Annotated in this window: 9 protein-coding genes; 3 read left to right on the top strand and 6 right to left on the bottom strand. The window is 68.6% G+C overall.

Annotation, left to right across the window (positions count from 1 at the left end; all coding sequences use genetic code 11):
• Nucleotides 1–39 precede the first annotated feature (39 nt).
• On the top strand, nucleotides 40–249 hold the full coding sequence (locus tag QMG73_RS02885) for a winged helix-turn-helix transcriptional regulator (RefSeq protein WP_281892280.1): 210 nt from the start codon (nucleotides 40–42) through the stop codon (nucleotides 247–249).
• A 63-nt stretch (nucleotides 250–312) separates the two neighbouring features.
• Here QMG73_RS02885 and QMG73_RS02880 read toward each other — a convergent pair whose 3' ends face one another.
• Genes QMG73_RS02880 through QMG73_RS02870 form a run of 3 tightly spaced genes read right to left on the bottom strand, consistent with a single transcriptional unit; the run spans nucleotide 313 to nucleotide 12,967 of the window.
• Complete coding sequence (locus tag QMG73_RS02880) at nucleotides 313–792, bottom strand: hypothetical protein (protein WP_281892277.1); 480 nt, start codon at nucleotides 790–792, stop codon at nucleotides 313–315.
• Complete coding sequence (locus tag QMG73_RS02875; protein WP_281892276.1) at nucleotides 792–6,311, bottom strand: RHS repeat-associated core domain-containing protein; 5,520 nt, start codon at nucleotides 6,309–6,311, stop codon at nucleotides 792–794. The genes QMG73_RS02880 and QMG73_RS02875 overlap by 1 nt, the downstream gene beginning before the upstream one ends.
• Nucleotides 6,308–12,967, bottom strand: coding sequence for a LamG domain-containing protein (locus tag QMG73_RS02870; protein ID WP_281892274.1), 6,660 nt, complete (start codon nucleotides 12,965–12,967; stop codon nucleotides 6,308–6,310). The genes QMG73_RS02875 and QMG73_RS02870 overlap by 4 nt, the downstream gene beginning before the upstream one ends.
• A gap of 277 nt (nucleotides 12,968–13,244) precedes the next feature.
• On the opposite strand from QMG73_RS02870, the gene QMG73_RS02865 reads away from it, so the two are divergent.
• Together QMG73_RS02865 and QMG73_RS02860 are read left to right on the top strand one after the other, a co-directional pair.
• Nucleotides 13,245–13,373, top strand: a complete 129-nt coding sequence (locus QMG73_RS02865; protein WP_281892272.1) for a hypothetical protein — start codon at nucleotides 13,245–13,247, stop codon at nucleotides 13,371–13,373.
• Nucleotides 13,374–13,393: 20 nt separating this feature from the next.
• Complete coding sequence (locus QMG73_RS02860) at nucleotides 13,394–14,797, top strand: urease accessory protein UreH domain-containing protein (protein ID WP_281892271.1); 1,404 nt, start codon at nucleotides 13,394–13,396, stop codon at nucleotides 14,795–14,797.
• Here QMG73_RS02860 and QMG73_RS02855 read toward each other — a convergent pair.
• The 3 genes from QMG73_RS02855 to QMG73_RS02845 form a co-directional block, all read right to left on the bottom strand.
• Entirely contained in the window at nucleotides 14,687–15,820 is a 1,134-nt protein-coding gene (locus QMG73_RS02855; protein WP_281892270.1) for a phosphotransferase enzyme family protein, read from the bottom strand. The two genes, QMG73_RS02860 and QMG73_RS02855, sit on opposite strands and share 111 nt — an antisense overlap.
• Before the next feature lie 11 nt (nucleotides 15,821–15,831).
• A complete protein-coding gene (locus QMG73_RS02850) occupies nucleotides 15,832–16,473 on the bottom strand; it encodes a hypothetical protein (RefSeq protein ID WP_281892268.1) in 642 nt (213 codons plus the stop codon).
• Between the two features lie 78 nt (nucleotides 16,474–16,551).
• Nucleotides 16,552–17,376: a hypothetical protein gene (locus QMG73_RS02845; protein WP_281892267.1), complete on the bottom strand. Its 825-nt coding sequence runs from the start codon at nucleotides 17,374–17,376 to the stop codon at nucleotides 16,552–16,554.
• Between the last annotated feature and the right edge of the window lie 82 nt (nucleotides 17,377–17,458).

Below are 17,458 nucleotides of genomic sequence, written 5' to 3'. Positions count from 1 at the left end.
TGGAGCTGGAGCGGGCGGATCACCACGATCACCCCGAAGGTGCTGACCCAGCGACTACGCCAACTCGAACGCGATGGCCTGATCGTGCGCACTTATCATCCCGAGGTACCACCCCGAGTCGAGTACGAAATCAGCGACTTCGGTCGCAGCCTCGCTCCGCTCTTCGCGCACCTGGCCGACTGGGCCGGCATCAACCTCGACAGGATCGAGCAGGCCCGGCACGACTACGACGCCAAGGCGGCTCGATAGCCCCGCCGCAACGCCTGCTCCGCCGCTGCTCCCGCGGACGGTAGGCCCGCGGGAGCAGCGGCCTCAGGAGCCGCTCGGTTCTGCGTAGTCCTCGCCGACCTCGCGAATGTCAAGGTCGTCGCTTTGCAGGGCGAGGGCCGCCAACTCGCTCAGCGCCTCGGCCAGGCCGAGATGGTCCAGCAGTTCGGCGTAGCGGCGAAGGTCCTCGCCATCGGCTTGCCGAGCCGACCGCGCCACGACCGGTGCCACATGACGCAGGCAGGTTTGGTACGGCAGCCGCGCCAGCACTTCGCGCGCGAGCATGGCGTCGCGGTGGCTCGTCGAGGCTTTGACGACGTCCTCGACCAGCTCGATCGTCAGCTCGGGAGACACGTGGGACAGCGCGCGCAGGGCCACGCCCCGGTTGACGGCGTGACGCAGCCCGGCGCCCAGGATCTCCTTGGCGACGACAGGGTCGGCCAGGACCGCGTGCTCCAGCCCCAGCGCGGACTCGAAGCTCGCCTCGGCCAGCCGCCACAGGTCGCTTTCGCTCGACTCGCTCATCACCTGGTTTTTACTTCCCATTTCCACGGCAACTCGCGCACCATTTCCTCGAATTCCTCGTAGCTCATATCACGCGTCGCGTAGATCGTACGATGTCCCCACGATGCGTGCCCTCCGACGTCCTTGCCATCCTTGTGGAGAGCGAGGCCGGGCGGAAGCCTTGTCCCGGCCGGCAGCTTGTAAAAATTGCCCTTCACGGGCGCCCTGTGGGGGTCAATGAACGTGGAAGAACCCGGAACCCGGTCCATGGGTTTGGTCGGCGCATACGGACCGACCGGCACCCTATTGCCATTATCATCGTCGAAATCGCTCGGCTTCGCGCCACGCAATCCATTTCCGGCGGGTGGTGGCCCGCCTCCTTGGCGGTAGAGATCCTCCTCCGTGGTTTCTCTCTCCCACTCGATGCGCACCACCTCATGTGCGAACCCTCCGAGCATCTCCAAGCCGTAGTTGCCGCCGCGACCGGCCTTGGGCGCCTTCACGGGGGCCTTGCGAGAGTTGCGCGGGGAGGTGTGCGCGGCCACAGGCTTCATGACAGGCATCGGCCGGACGGGTGGGTAGGCGCGAGCCTGTTTCTGTACTGCCTTCTCGTTCTGGAACGACCGGTAGTGCGGGCCCCACGCCTGCCTCTGTTGCTGCTGCTTGACCTCGGGCGACTTTCGGTTGCTGGCGCAGTTCTGGCAGGTGTTCTTGGTGCAGACGCCGTCCGGGCAGTTGCCGGCCAGGCCGGTCGGGTCGCTCATGACGACTGGCGTGTTGGCGGCGTAGGCGTAGCCGTTGAGCTGCTGCGGATCGTCTGCGATCAGCAGCGGGTCGACCGACACGAACCGGCCGAGGCCGGGCGAGTACTCGCGAGCGCCCAGGTGGGTCAGCCCGGTGGAGTCGTCCCGGGTACCTCCGATGAATCCCTTCTCTCCGGGGAAGGCGGCCTGCGGACCGCGCGGGGTGCCGAACGGATCGAAGAACCGCTTGGTCGTCTGGAGTGTCTCCGCGTCGAGCGCGATCTGCGCGGTGCCCTGGTGGTCGGCGGCGAGCCAGGTGAGCCGGCCGCCGGCGCGTACCGCGATCGTCTGGTCGCCGTGGGTGTAGTAGCGGGTCGCCTCGCGGGCCCCGGACTGCTTGTCGAGTCGGAGTTCTTGTCCCGCGAGGTAGAGCGTCACGCCGTCGGGGCTCTCGCGTATGAGCCGCTCGCCGTTCGCCGCGTAGACGAAGGTGGTTTCCTTGCCGTCCTTGACCGCCTTGGCGAGGTGTCCCTCGGCGTCCCACTCCAGCGCCGTCCCGGCCAGGGCCTTGGTGTTGCCGGCGGCGTCGTACTCGAAGGCGACGGACTGGGCGCCCAGTGTGGACGGGGTGGAAAGGGACGCCAGCCGGTGCCCGGTGCCGGTGTAGTTGTACTGGGTCAGCGCGCCGTCCTTGGTGCCCGTCGTCCGGTTGCCGGCCGCGTCGTAGGTGAACGATTGCCGGTACGACGCCGGGCCGCCGAGCGCGTCGGTCGGTGTACCGCACTGCGCCGCCGGTGTCCACGCGTCGGTCAGCCGGCGCTGCGCGTCGTAGCGGAAGCATTGCCGGTCGACGGTTCCGCCCGGCAGCGCGGTCGCGATCGATGTGACGTTTCCGGCCGGGTCGTAGGCGAACGTCGCGTCGGACTGCTTGGGCGATGACACCTCGGCGTCGACGATCATCCGCTCGATGCGGCGGGTGCCTAGCTCCCGGTAGCTGGTCAGCCACGAGCGCTTCCCGTCGACGCCGTCCTTCGGGGCCTCCCCCAGGTGCACGCGCGAGCTTTCGCCGTACCGCGTGTACTCGTTGTCGAGTACGTAGTTGACCGGTTTTCCGGGGAACCCGCCGTATGTCTTGAGTGGACGGCCGTGGTCGTCGTAGGTGTGTGTGACGATCTCCTGCTTGATGCCCCACGGCTGGGTCTGGTCGCCGATCGCCGGGTAGCTCTCGGAGGCGAGGCTCCCGTCAGGGTTGTAGGTGAACGTGTTGAGGTACGTCCCGGCGAGCGTCTCCTCGTTCTCCGGGATGGTCGTCTGCGCCCGGGTGGCCTGCCCCATCAGCGAGTAGCCGAGGATCTCGGTGACGTACGCCTGACCGCCGTGGTGACGGATGGTCTTGGCCGGCAGGCCGACGCCGTTGGCGGCCGTGTCGAAGGTGAACTCCGTCAGGGCGTCACCGCCCTGCTTGACACTCGTGCGCCGGCCCAGGCCGTCGTAGTCGTAGGTGAGCGTGATTCCGCGGGCGTCGGTGGTGCTCATCAGCTGCCCGGCGGCGTCGAAGGTCGCGGCCGACTCGCCCTTGTCCAGGTCGTTGCTCTCGACCCGGTTGCCGAGGAGGTCGTAGCCGAAGGTCCAGGAGTTGCGGGCCGGGTCGGTGACGGAAGCCAGCAGCCCGGCCTTGGAGTAACCGTACTTTGTGGACTCGCCCGCCTGGATCTTCTCGATGGTCTGCCCGCGGGCGTTGACGACGGTGGTGGTCGGCGGTGCGCCGTTGGGCGGCGTGACCGTCACCCGGTCACCGTCGTAGCTGGTGGTGGTGCGCTGGTTGACCGTGTCGTGGACGCGCAGTTCGGTGGCGGTGACGCGGTTGGCCCCGTCGTATGTGTTGCGCGTCAGGCTGGGGATCTTGTTGTCCAGTGCCCGCCACAGGTCCTTGTCGATGGTGGCGTCGTCGTAGTACGGGTTGGTGGTCTTGAAGGAGCGCCCGTGGGTGTCGTAGTGGGTGTCGACGATCAGCCGACCCCCGCCCGCCGCGGGTGCCTGGGCCTGCCGCTCCCGTAGCAGGCCGTCGTAGAGGGTGTGCGCGGTGACGTGGTTGCCCCGGGGGCCGACCTTGCTGGTGGTGACGACCGTCGTCTTGTCGTTGTGGATCTCGTACGTGAACTTGTAGCTGCCTTCGGGGTTGGTGGCCCGTGGCCGGTTGGGCAGCCAGACCTGTGCTGTGCGGCCCAGCGGGTCGTACTGAGTCTCGGTGGCCGCCCCGTTCGGCTCGACCGTCTTGGTGGGCTCTCCCCAGGCCGGTTCGAGGGTGCTGACGGTCGCGTGCCCCAGCGGGTTGGTGGTGGTCGTCCGGGTCACCGGGCCGCCGGTAGCGGGTTCGTAGGCGGTCGTTGTCGTGCGCCCGAGCGCGTCGCCCGACGTCGTGACCCGGCCGTACTCGTCGTACGTGGTCGTGGACATGGTCTGGTAGACCGGGTCGGCGGCCGGCCGGGCCTTGGCCGACTTGACGTGTGTCGGGTCGCCTTTGGACGGTGCCTGGTCGAAGTCCTTGCCGTCGTAGGCGGTCTGGGTGTCCGACAGCGCGTCGCGCGGGAAGACCGGGGTGGCGTCGCAGTTGACCGAGACGGTCACGTTTCGGGCGGGACGGTCGAGAATCCAGTCGCCGTCGTTGCGGACGTAGCTGACCGTGGCGCACCGGTCGTCACCGGGCTCGTCCACGTCACCGAGGTCGTCGGTTTCGGTGAGGATTCCCCTGTCGTCGTAGGAGTATTTCACCTTGCTCTCGCGCCACTTGTCGTCGCGGAGATGGGTCAGGGTGCGTTCCTCGCCGTCGCGCAGGATGTAGGCGCTTATCTTGCCGCGGCTGGCGGTGGGGCCCTGCCAATCGGGTTTGGTGAGTGTCTTGCTGACGACGGTCTCGCTCACCCCGAGGTGGGTCGCGTTGTAGTACTCGAATCCGGACAGCCACTCGTGGTCCGGCCGGCCGTCGACGGTGACGGTGCGGGTCGCGTCGCCCGGCATGGTGTCGCCGTGCATGCCCCGGTGGTAGCGGTGTTCCACCATCGTCACCGGGCCGCTGTCGTCATCTTCGCGGCCGGTCAGCACCCGGACCCGGGCGAAGCCCCGGTAGTCGCTCCAGGTGCGCTTGCTGTCCTCGGTGAACTCGCTGGTGTCGTAGTGCCACATCGCACCGTCGTCGTGGTGGTACACGTATCGGGTACTGGTCGGCACGGTGTTGCCCAGGCGGTCGAGCTCGTCCACCGCGTCGACCACGTACTTGTGGAACCAGTCGGTGCGCTCCTTGCTGAACTGCGGCTTCCACTTCACCGGATAGCACAGCTTCGTGTTCTCGTGCCTGACGATCGAGTCGACGTTGGCGGGTGTGCAGTCGGGGGTGCGGTACTTGATGTCGACGACGCCACCGCTCTCGCTGACGATTCCCGTTATCCGGTACCGGTTCAGCGGTGCGAAGACGTCAGCCAGGTGCACGCGGTTCGCCATCCTGGTGCCTTCGAAGACGACCTTCGGCAGCGTGGTGTCGCCACCCACGTGCCCCGCCCGGGTGATCGAGCGCAGCCACAGCGCGGCCTTCTGGCCATCGCCCGGGTTGGGGAACTCGTGCTCCAGCGTCCACGAGTCGACGCGCCGGTACTGGCCGCCGTCCCCGAGCACGCTGGTGGTCACCTTCGAGAGCCGCTTGGTGATCCAGAAGGTGGGCGCGATGCTCTCCGGGTCCGCCTCGGAACGGCTGTCCGGCCAGTTCTCCTTCTTGGCCTCGGTGCACTCGCTGTCGCGCACGCACCGGTCGGCGGTCTCGAAGTCGACCCGCGCCGTAGTGCGCCCGGCGCTGTCAGCCGGTCCGTACTCGGCGCTGCGCAACGCGCCGCCGCGCACGTAGTCCGCCCGGGCCTCGCCCTCGTTGCGGCGGTAGCTGCCGGTCTCCGCCGCGTACCCGTACCGGATCTGGTTGCCGTGCGTGTCCACGACCTTGTCCAGGTTCCACCGCCACGGCCGGACGCAGTACGACGTGGCGAAGGTGGCGCCGTTGCAGGGCTCGCCCGCGTCGTCGCCGTACACCGGGACCGTCCACTTCGAACCGGCGTCGGCACGCGAGCCGAAGAAGTACTGCGTCCCGTCGACCGTCGTGATCCGCCAGGAATCATCGGGCTGGTGCTCGATCCGGGCGCCGTTGTCCGACTCCAGCCGCCAGAAACCGCCGCTGTCCTTGACCATCTGGCCGCTGCCGCCCGGGAACGCGGCGTACGCGTTCTCGGTGCGCCAGCACAGATCACCCTTCGTGGGATGCCCATCGGTGGAACAACCACCGTAGGTCCGCTCGATGAACCCGACCGACAGATCCCAGCCGTCACCGACCCACGACGCCTGGTTGTTGGTCGCGCTGGTGCGACCGTCCACCGAGGACGACGAGTAGCTCAGGGCCAGCTCGGGCTCCAGGCCGCCCGGCACGGGCGGCACCCGCATCGGGTAGGACCAGGTGAAGTCGCCCGTCTGCGGCGAGACCTTCCAAGACGCGCTCGGTGACAGCGGGCTCGCCGTCGCCGTTCCGGTGCCCTCCTTGGGCTGGACTCCCGCCGCCTGGTTACCGGTCAGGGCGAGCAGGCTGGCCTGATCGGGGGCACGGCTGCCCATGGTCTGCTTCGTCACCGGTACCGGATCGGTCTTCTCGACCCCGGTGGACGGCCCGGCGGCTGCCGAGACCTCCGGTCGCGTGACGCTGATCAGCGTCACGGTCATCAGGACGGTGAGTCCGGCCGCGAGGCGGCGGCGATAGATGCTCATGAGCTGAACTCCGCTGTCGTCGTTGACGGGTTGGCCAGGATGTATCCGAGATCGCCGTCGAAGGCGTGGCCCTCGCAGTTGCCCACGGTCGACGTGAACCGCTGGCCGGAGAAGACGCACCGCTTGAGCGGCCTGCTGTCCACCCCCGCCGGCGGCTGGGCGTAGACCGTGCCGAGCGTGCCGATGACGGTTTTGCCCTCGCAGCCGGCGTCGGTGGAGACGAACTGGTCGACTCCCTGTACGCAGCTGTAGAGGAACATCGCGCCGGTTGGTTTGGTCAGGCCGAGGAAGCCGTGGATCCCTTCGGCCAGGTACGCCGGCGGTGCCCCGTCGACCGTCGTGTAGTGGTCCGGGCCGGACGGGAAGTAGTGCCGCTTGAGCGGGGCGTAGGCGAGCGTGTAGCCCAGGGTCGCCTGCCGGGTGCCGCCCTCGCAGTCCTCCTGCCGCGACTCGTACCGGTCTGCCCCGGACAGGCAGCGGTAGACCGGTACCGTCTCCAGGTTGGTCGGCCGCACCGTGTAGACCAGCCCGATCTCACCGACGTTGGTGCCGTTTTCGCAGCCGGCATCGGCCGAGGTGTAACCGTCCGATCCGGACACACATTCGTAGAGCATCGTGGTGTTCGGGCCGGGCTTGGCGGGTATTCCGAGCGCGGCCTGGTAGTGGTAGCCCTCGCGCGGTTTGCCGCTCGTGCTGGCGGTGTACCGGTCTCCCGCGAGGTTGACGTACCGGCCGATCTGACCGGCCTGCGGCAGGGGCCACCCGGTCCGCTCGGCCAGCTTGGTGTCGCTGATCTCCCACTCGTCGATGTGGACCTCGTCGATGGCGCCGTGGAAGAACCCGGACGGGGCGCTGTTCTCCTTGGCCCGGCCCAGGGCGAGCTTGCCGTAGGAACGCCAGAGGGTCACGTCGTCCCGCACCCCGGCCAGCTGCCCGTCGACGTAGACGCGCAACTGCCTCGCGGGGTAGTCGAACACGCCCTGCACGTGCGTCCACCGGTCGAGAGTCGGCGGCAGCAGCGAGTGCGCGTACACCATCGGCGCGCCATCGGAATCGGACATCGCCTGGCCGAACACCCAGCGCTTGAGGCCCGGCCGGTACTGCAGCACCCATCCGCTCTGCCGCTCGCCGTCCTGGCTGGCGATGGTCGAGATCCGGTCGTCGCGCGACAGCTTGGCCCAGGCCGAGATGCTGAAGCTGTCCATCTCGGCGTCGACAAGCGTCCCCACCGAGGTCACAGCCGACCCCGTGCCGTCCAGGTACATGGCCCGGCCGGAGATTCCCGGACCGTAGGTCACACCGCCGGTGGGGGTGGCATCGTGCTTGCGCCAGTTGTAGTCACGAGCCGAGTCCTCGTCGAACCGGTAGAAGCCGAACTCGGCCACCGGCGCGCTGTCGTGCACCAGCCGCACCTCGCCGCCGGACAGCTTGCCGCTGAACACCCGCACGTCGTCGATGGCTTGCGGGAAGTAGCCGGCGTTCGCGCCGTTCCAGCGCCCCCGGCCGATCGACAGAGGCCCGCTCGACTGCTGGATCGTCACCCCGGTCTTGGCCGCCGACAGCACGCCGTTGACATACAGGCGCAACTGCTTGTAGGTGGCGTCGTAGGTGACCGCCAGGTGTATCCAGTCCCACGGCCGCGCGGTCTCCGTCGACAGCAGCACCGTCCTCGCCGGACTGTCGACATCGGAGTCCGGCACCACCACGGCCCACTTCTTCGAGGCCGCGTCGAACCGCACCTCGAACACGCTGACGCGGTTGCCATCCTGACCCAGCACGGTGCGGTCGCCGCCGCTGACACTGGTCAGGTACACCCACGCCGACGCCGAGAAGCTCCGCTCGGTTTTCAGCACCGGGCCGGCCGTCTCGGCGAAGCCTGTGGTGCCGTCCAGCCCTAGCGAGGCGCCTTCACGGCCACCGCCCCAGGTCGTGCCGCCCTTGAGCGTCGCGGTCAGGCTGTGGCCGCTGGAGTCCGCGCCGATCGGGCCCGTGCCCTCGTCGAACTTCCAGTGGCCCGCCGCCGCCGGCAGCGTCGCCGGGCTGTCCTCGGCCGGATAGGCGTTGTACAGGTCAGCCAGCCGCCCGTTGTCCAGGGCACCGGTGTAGAGGCGTACGTCATCGACGTCGCCGTCCCACGTGCGGCCCATGACCACGCCGCCGGTCGAGTTCCACGCCGTGTTGAGCGTGCCCTCGTCGTGGCGGACGGCGTCGACGTGCAGCACCACCGCCTTCGTGGCCGGGTCGTACACGCCGGCCAGGTGCACCCAGCTGCCGACCTCCTCCAGCCGGGTGGCGAGCGACGCCTTGGTCACCCTGCCGTCGGGCTCCGGCATCTCGAAATACCACGCACCCCACTGGAACTGGTCGCCGTCCTTGACGTGCCCCAGGCTCATCTTGCCCGGGATGCCGACCGCCTCGGTCTTGCACACGCACCGGTCCGAGCCGAGCTTGACCCATGCCGTGACCGTGAACGCCTTGTCGGTGCGCACATCGACTCCCGGCGTCGTGACAGCGTCGCCCGACCCGTCGAACCGCACGGCGTTACCCACCCGGCCAACGGTGAACCCGGCGTCGCCGGACAGCGCGCCCCTGCGGTCGCCGACCGAATCGGAGGCATTGCGCCCGCTCGGTTCGTCCAGCCGCCACTGGTGCGCGAGGGAAAGGTCGCGCCCCGCCATCGACTTGACCTCGTTGGCGAACAACGGCCGCGACCACACCGAGACGTCATCGATCGAGCCGGTCACCGACCGTCCGATGTGGAACTGCCCGTCGAGGCGGTTCGACCCGGTCAATCCGTCGCGCGACGCCGCGAGCACCCCGTTGACGTACAGCTCGGCGCGCCCACTGACGGAGTTGTAGGTGCCGGCGAGGTGGGTCCACGCCCCCACCTGCACCGAGGGGCCGACCACCTGCTCGTTCAGGGCGAACGCCCACTTCTTCTCCGAAGTGGCCAGCAGTTGGAAGGAGCTGCCGAGCGTCGCGTCCTGCGAGAGCAGCACCTGCGTCTTGCCGGCCTCATCCAACCGTGCCCAGGCGGCCACCGAGAAGCTGCGGTTCGACGTGACGGCGTGGTCGGTGCTCACGTAGTTGGAGCCGTTGAGCTGCAACGCCCAATCGTCGGGCTCGGGCAGCGTGGACTGCCCACCCGTGTAGCCCACCGGGTGATCGGTGTCGCGCCCTTCGAGCCGCGGCGGCACGGCGCTCAGGTCGCCGTCGAACGCCCAGCGGCCAACCGCGACGGCGTCCCGGCTCACCAGGCCCTCCAACTCCGCGGCCGAGAGCACCCGGCCGTAGGCGCGCAGTTCGTCGACGGTGCCGCTCCACTGGTTGGCGGGACCGTTGGCCCAGCGGCCGACCCCCACGCGCAGTGGACCGGTGGCCTGGAACCCGGTGGTGCGCGGCGCCGTACCCATCAGGTGGCCGTCGACGTAGATGCGGATCTGCTGTGCCGGTGCGTCGTAGACCGCCGCCACATGCGCGGTCTGACCCACGCGAGCCGAGTTCGCTCCACTGTGTACAAATGGGTCGACCGGGCGGGTGGCCGAGTCAGCCGACGGGAGGTAGAACTCCCACTGGCCACCGTCCCGGTTGCGGTAACCCAGGAAGAAGCCACTATGGACGGTGCCATCCTGCGAGATCGCGGTGCGGGTGTTGTTCACCGCGACATCGGCGTCCACGGTGAGCCACGCGGCGACCGTGAAGCTCTGGTCGGTACGGATCACCGGCGCGCCCATGGAGACGCTGCCGCTCGCACCGATCTTCACCGCGCCGTTGACCTGGCCGGGGACGAAGCTCGCGTCGCCGTCGAGGACACCGGCTGCCCCACCGGACACCGCGTTGACCGCCGTTCTGCTGTCCCGCTCGTCGTCGAAGTTCCAGTATCCAAGCTGGACATTGTCGTGGCTGACCTGCGCCCGCACCTCCGCCGCCGAGATCGGCCGGTCATAGATCTTGACCTCGTCGAGAGTGCCGGGGAAGAAACTGTGGTTGGCACCCTTGACTCGGGCGTACCCGATGCGCAGCGCCCCTACCCCGTGCCAGCGCGGGACTCGGTCGACCTCCCCCATCAGCACGCCGTTGACGTACAGGCGCATCTTGCCCTCGAACTTGTCGAACACGCCCGCCAGGTGGGTCCACTCCCCCGGCGCCGGCTCCGTCGTCGAGCGCACGAAGTCGTAGCCGGCCGCCGAATCCGTTTCGCTGCGGGGCGCCACGAACACCCAGCGCCGGCTCGTCCTTTCGTACTGGAGGCAGAACCCGCAGATCGCGTCGCTGCCCTGGCTCACGACCGTCCCGGTGGGAGAGTCCAGGTGGTCGATCTTCGCCCAGGCGGTGACCGAGAAGCTGGCGTCCGCGCGCACGGCCGGATTCGCCGTCAGGTGGCCGTCCTGGCCGTTGAAGGTCATGCTCTGGCCGACGGCTCCCGGCGTGTAGCTGAGCCCGCCGTGCAGCGTGGCGTCCCGCCACCCGAGGAACGCGGTGTCCTTGGCGTTGCCCTCGAAGGAGTACTGCGCCAGCGGGCCGTTGCCGCCGCGCACATAGATCCGGTGCGTGGTGATCGGACCCTCGTGACCGGCCTTGTCCACGCTGCGCACATACAGGTCCCTCGGCCCGTCGCCCGGCGGGGTGAGCGTCAGGGTCGTCTCGCCACCGAGCTTGTTCGCGACCGCCTTCGTGCTGGGCGGATAGGTCCAGCTCCACAGGAAGTGGTTGACGTCATCGACGCCGTTGGACCTGAACGTGAAGTCCCCCGGTACCCCGGCACCGCCGTGCCACCGGTCGTCGTCGGGATACGTCGGGCTGTCGACCGACGGCGCGTTCGCCACGCCGACCCGGTCGACGATCCACCGACCTGGGCCTTGCACCCACGGGCCGTAGCCGTTCTGCTGCTCGGAGAGGCCGTCACGGGCCCGCACGAACCAGACCATCTCCTCGCCATGCCGCTTCGTCTGGTCGAGGCTCTGGCTGTGCCAGTTGCCCGAACCAAGCCGGATGTCGGGGCGCAGCGGGGTCTGCACGAACGTCTCAGTGCCCGCGGGCATGCCGTACACATCCCAGTCGGCGTACAACTGGTCCCCGTCGGGGTCATGCAGATACGCCTGCATGGTCAGGGAAGCAGCACTCGAATACGCCTTACCCGCGCAGTTCTCACACGCCTGCGGCACACCCTCCACGAGTTTGGCATGGAGGGGTTCGGCCGGCCTGGTGTTCCACCTCACCCACAGCCGCGCCGACTCGGCGTTGTAACGCCGCCACGCGTACTTGTCGGTCTCGCCCGCGGCGACTAGGAAGTAGGTCGTGACGCCGCCCTGGTTGACGGCGTTGTTCGGGAGGAACGTCACCTCGTGCGCCCCACAACCCGGCACCGACGACGTACCCAGCTTGAATCCTTTGATGGTGCCCACCGTGGCGCCGGCGGGCTGGTTGTTCCAGTCCGTGCCCTCACCGATGTCCCAAGTGTTCGCCTTGTAAAGCACATGGTCCCGGGCCTGGTCGCAGTCCGGCCCGGCGTTCGTGGTCGCCCTGAACCGGCTGTCGAGGATCGCCCGGTTCTCCAGGAAGCTGGTGTCGAACATCCAGTAGGTGCGGGTGGTCCCGATGCTGTTGCAGTAGTCCCAGCCGCAGTAGCCGACCTTCCCCTCGTTGCCGTCGACTTTGGTGCCGTCCCAGTTCGTCGCGGTGGGCTTGCCCGAGAAGACCTTCGTCCAATGGTGCCGGGCCGCCGTGTGCTCGCTGGGATCGATGACGAGCGGGAAGCGGGTTCCAGCACCCCTCAAAAGCTTCTTGTCCGGTACCAGGGTGAGGCTCCCCTTCCCGGCGAGCACCTTGACCGGCGCGACGGTCGCTCCCTCGCCCGGAGAGTCCACGTTGGAGGCGGCGTTGTCCCACATCACCGCCGCCGCCCCGGTCATGACGACGGCGCCCGCCCGGTCACGGATCTCGGTGCCACCCGAACTGGCCACGGTGTAGGTGAGCCGTTGCGTCGCAAGCCCCAGCCGGATCCTCGCCAACGCCGGGTTCTTCGCCGCCTCGGCCGTACGGACCACCAGATGCTTGACGTAACCGGTGCCGTCGGCACGCAGCCTCAGATCGACGCCGGGCAGGACATCGCGATAGATCGCCACCGCACCAGAAAGCTCGGGCGCCGGCAGCTGACCCGGCCAACTCAGCGCGACGAATCCGCCGGCAACACCCATCCGCACCAGCGGTTGCCTGCCGCCGCCGGAGAACGCCAGATCGATCGTCACCGCACGAGGCCCCACCGAGCCGTCCGCCTTGCGCACCAACGTCGGGTCGATGTCCACCCACCGGTCGCCACGCGGCACCCGCACCGGCCTGACCGCCAGCTCAGCGCTCATCGTGCCGTCCGGGTGCGCCTTCACCAACCGCATCTCGTCGGTCAGCCGGTTGACGACAACCGCGCTGCCCTGCCGCCGCGCCGCCGCCATCGCCTCGACCGCCCCGCGCGCATCGGCGATCACGGGCAGCGATGGGCTGTCCACTGTCGAAGGCGCGATACCTGGCACCGCGGATGCCGCCAGAATCCCCACCGCCAGCGCCGCTGTTCGCAAGAACCTGCCGGTCGACGGTCCTCCCGCCCGCTGCCCGCGCCCCGGCGCGACAACGGCCAGGACGGCCGCGGCGGCCGCGGTCACCAACCCGACGACCCACGCCGCAGCAGCACGGCAGACTCCCCGCACACGGACCACTTCCGCCCCCGATCAGATCCGACCGCCGCGACCAACGCGACAGCCGGGGATGCTGCCACCTAGCGCTGTCGTCGCGCTTTCACGCCGCTGACGCCGGCTCGACCCCTACGCCGACGCCATAGGGTGAGCAGAGGTAGTTAAAACGTTTGTACCGCTGGGATGGTATTGACATCCTTGGAAGTGGAAACCTATCGTCCACCACACGGTAGTAACCGTTTCCATAGTGGTCACCGCGAGCCTGGAGATCCGGTACGACAGATGGCTGACAGACCACGAAGCGGCTCTGCCGGTCGGCATGCGGTGGGCCGCCGGACAGCCGCCCTTGGCGCACTGGCAACACTCGGTGCGCTAGCCGGTCTGGCGGGTGCGCCCGTGGAATCGGCCACCGCCCACCCGTCGGGCGAGCCGTTCTCGGTCAGCCAGTACGGAGGCCTCGCGTTCACCCCGGACCAGGTCCGAGTGGCGGCGGCGGTGCACACCGAGCAGATCGTCACAAGGCAGGACCGGCAGACCGTCGACGCCGACCGCAGCGGTGCGGTCACCGACGCCGAACGGGCCCGTTACGCCCGCACGGCGTGTGCGGACCTGGCTAACCAGTTCGAGGTGCGTGTCAACGGTGAGCGTCTGGTATGGACAGTGGTGCCCGGCGACTACCGGTACGAGGCCGATGCCGCCGGGCTGCCCACCGCCATGCTCACCTGCGACCTGTCCGCACCGGCTGGACTGTCCACACCGGCCACGGTCAGCATCGCCAATCGCCACCGGCTCGACCAGAACGGATGGCGGGAACTGACCGCGGTCGGCAGTGGCGTACACATCGTGGACTCACCCGTACCCGAGCACAGCGTGAGCGACCAACTGCGGGCGATACCCCCTCCGGACGCCCTCGTGCTCAACGTGCGCACCGCGAACCTCCGTATCGAACCCGGCGCCGCGACGGCGCGCCCGCCAGACCCGACCGTGCCCGCCACCGATGGTGGGTTGGTGGCCGCGGGCACGACGTGGGCCGAGCGCCGCTTCGAGGCACTCGCCACCGGGCGCCTCACGCCGCTTGTCGTGGTCCTGGCCGTACTGCTGGCTGTGCTGCTCGGCGCGGGACATGCGGCATTGCCCGGCCATGGAAAGACGGTGCTCGCCGCCTATCTGGCCGGGCGGCGAGGCCGCCCCCGGGACGCGCTCGCCATCGGCGCCACCGTCACCGCCAGCCACACCGGCGCGGTACTGCTGGTGGGTGCCTTGATCAGCACCTCGACGGCGTTCGCCGGCGACCGGCTGCTCGCCTATCTCGGAGTGATCAGTGGATCGCTGATCATCGTGGTGGGGATCGGCATGATAGGCACCGCCGCACGCCGTCGCGCCGGCCAATCACACGACCATGAGCACCCACACGATCACCACACCCACACCCACACCCACGCCCACGGGCACAGCCCCCGGCCGGGACGACTCGGACTCGCCGGCATCGGCCTGGCCGGGGGCCTGGTGCCCAGCCCGTCCGCATTGGTGGTGTTGCTCGCCTCCATCGGGATCGGCCGCGCCACGTTCGGTGTGTTGCTGGTGCTCGCGTACGGCATCGGCATGGCGGGCACGCTCACCGCGGCCGGGTTGCTTCTCCTCGCGCTTCAGGGCCGGATAGCCCGATCCCAGGGGACGCCGGCACGTCTGCTAGCCCGGCTCCGCGTCGCGGCACCCGCGGTCTGGCCCCTGCTCACCCCCGCGCTGGTGCTCGTCGTCGGCGCCGGCCTCGTCGTCCGCGGCGGTGCCGGTCTCTTCTGATCGGACGACGGCGGCTCGTGCTGCCGAGGACGAAGAGACAGGATCGGGCTTACCTGCTTTGCGGACGTCTGCCAGCAGTTTGCCGATCGCCGCTTCTGTCACCCAGGCGTTGCCCGTGCGGGCGGTGGCACCCAGCCAGTCACCGACATCCCACAACGCGCGGCAGGCGGCCAGTACGGGCAAGGCATCCAGCTCGCTTTGGCTCAGCGGACGGATGTGCTGGTAGCCGGCGAGGAGCGCCGCCCAACGTTCGCGATCCTCCTGCGGCGCGTCGGACCCATGATAAAGAGAGACCAGGTCGTACGCGCGTAGCCCGAACCCGCAGTGGTCAAAGTCGAACGTGACGAACCGGCCGTCACTGTCCATGTTGGCGTTTCCCGGGTGCAGGTCGGCATGGATGATTCCGTACGCGCCGCCGATCGCCCGGAGCCGCTGGATCTCGTCGGTCAGTCGCTCGCCGAGCTTGCGGAGTTCGGCGAGGTCCGCGGCGGCCTGGCCCGACTCGGCATAGGGTGCCAGGCTGGCCAGCGGCCGTTCGACCAGAATGCGGTCGTCGAGGTGGTAGCGGTCGTGGCTGGTTTGGAAGGCGTCCATCTCGAGGTGCATTCGGGCGATGCCGGAACCGAACTCGCGCCATTGCTCGGCGGTCAATGTGCCTTGGTCCAAGGGCACACCAGGTGCGAGGGTGAACAGGGCAAAGCATCGTTCGCCCTCGGGTGCCGTCAGCCGGCCGAGCCTGTCGCCGACGGCCCGTTGGTACGGTCGGATGACGCCCAGCCCGGCCGCGGCCAAGTGCTCAAGCAGGTCGAGCTCGAAGCGGAGGTCGGATTCTGAACGGATCCAGTACTTGTCGCGGTTGTAGACCCGCAGCACGCGGCGACCGCCATTGACGTCGCTGACGAGGTAACTGTCGTTGAAACCGCGGTTCAGCAAGCTCACCGTGACGGGCGCCGCGATCGCATACTCGCGTTCCACAAGCTGGGCGAGGTCGTCAGGATGCAGGAGCGAGTGGGTCGCACGCATATCGAGCGAGCCTATCCGAGTGTGTTGGAGGAGGCGGCGATGTCCCACGGGACTACGAAGGCGACCGTTGGCTCCGCCGTCTTGACGACGCACGTGCTCCCGCTGAGACAGTACGTGAGCAGCTGCTCGGTGACCGCGTGGTGAATCTCGATGATGGCGAATCCATCTATCGGCTTGTTGGTGACCGCGATGACGTGTTCGAACCACCGCTCTTGCCTGATGGTGTAACCCAGGTTCGACCATGTGATCCACGTCGGCCTGGAGCTGGAGAGGATGACGTCCGAGGCTGGTATGCGGTCCACGAGCCACGTCACGTACGCGACGAACTTCCGGGTGTGGGCGGAGGTCTTCGTATTCCAGACGGTGGCCGTGCACTGAGGAGCGACGCCCGGCGAACCGTCGCTGGCACACAGACGCTCTCCCGTGTCCATGGCGTACAGCTGAAGGTAGAAGCCAGTGTTGTCGATGGCGTAGGTGGTGGAGGCAACGACGGTGACCGACTTGCCCAGAGTCTGTGTGTTGCCTGATGGCACGGTGACCGTCGTCCCCTCGAAGCCGACGGCCCGCGCCGGAGCAGCATCCGTAGCGACTACCCCGGCAAGGCTCGTGACGAGCGTGAGTCCAGCCAACGCCAGCTGCAGTGGTTTATTCATACGATGACGATCGCCTTATTACAGCTATGAAACTGCGTCAGACTGCTCAGTTCTCCCGTGGCGCCTTTCACAGCACCGTCAGTCTGGGTGACGGCGCCGGCTGACGGCCGCGCCGAGCAGGGCCGGCGGTAGCGTCGTCATGAAGGGGATGGTCAGGGCGAACGCCGCACCTGCGGCCACGGCGCCGAGAACGCCGGGTGTGGAGCCGAAGATGGCGGCCACCGTCGCGATGCCAGCCATACCGGCACCCAGTGCCACAAGACCGTGCGCGGGACGTTTCGCGAGCCATCCGGCCCGACGGGCCGCCACGGCGAGCAGGGCGACGCTGAGGTAGGCCAGCACGGCGTACGCCATCTGCATCAGGTCGAGCCAGACCAGCAGCAGCGTGAGCAGGTCCGGTTCGCCGTCAAGCCCGCGCAGATACGCGTGCGCCTGCCACGCCTGATCCTCGACGGCTGCCTGCGCTGGTGCGGCACCGGACAGCACGACAGCGGCCCGGGCCAGGAGGTTGACCAAATAGCAGCTGGTGGCCACCACGAGCGCCGTAACGGCCAATGCCGCCGGGCCACGACCCGATCCGTCCCATACGCGTGCGGCAACCAGTACCACCCCGGTGAGCAACAGGGCGGCGGTGGCGGTGAGGACGCCCGCGTTCGCCACCATCGTGGCGGGCTCTCGGGCGGTGGGAGCGCCGGTCAGCGCGGCCAGCGAGAAGATCAGCCCGGCCGGTGCGACCAGCATGCCCGCGAGCATGCCGGCACCGCGCACCACGACCGTGACCGCCGCGAGGTAGGCCAGGTCGACCACCACGAACACCGGCAACGGCACCAGATCGGCGACGGCGTAGGCGACCGTGAGCAGCAGACCTAACGGCCACACCGCCCAGGCAAGGTACCGGCTCATGTGTCGCTCGCCCACGGGCCGCGTGGGTTGTCCGTCTCCGGCTGTGCCGATTCGGCTTGTGACCCTTTCCGTGCTCATGACG

Source organism: Phytohabitans aurantiacus (assembly GCF_027923225.1).
Classification (GTDB): Bacteria; Actinomycetota; Actinomycetes; order Mycobacteriales; family Micromonosporaceae; genus Phytohabitans; species Phytohabitans aurantiacus.
Note: the sequence above shows the minus strand (reverse complement) of the source record. Positions and strands in the feature narration are given on the sequence as shown.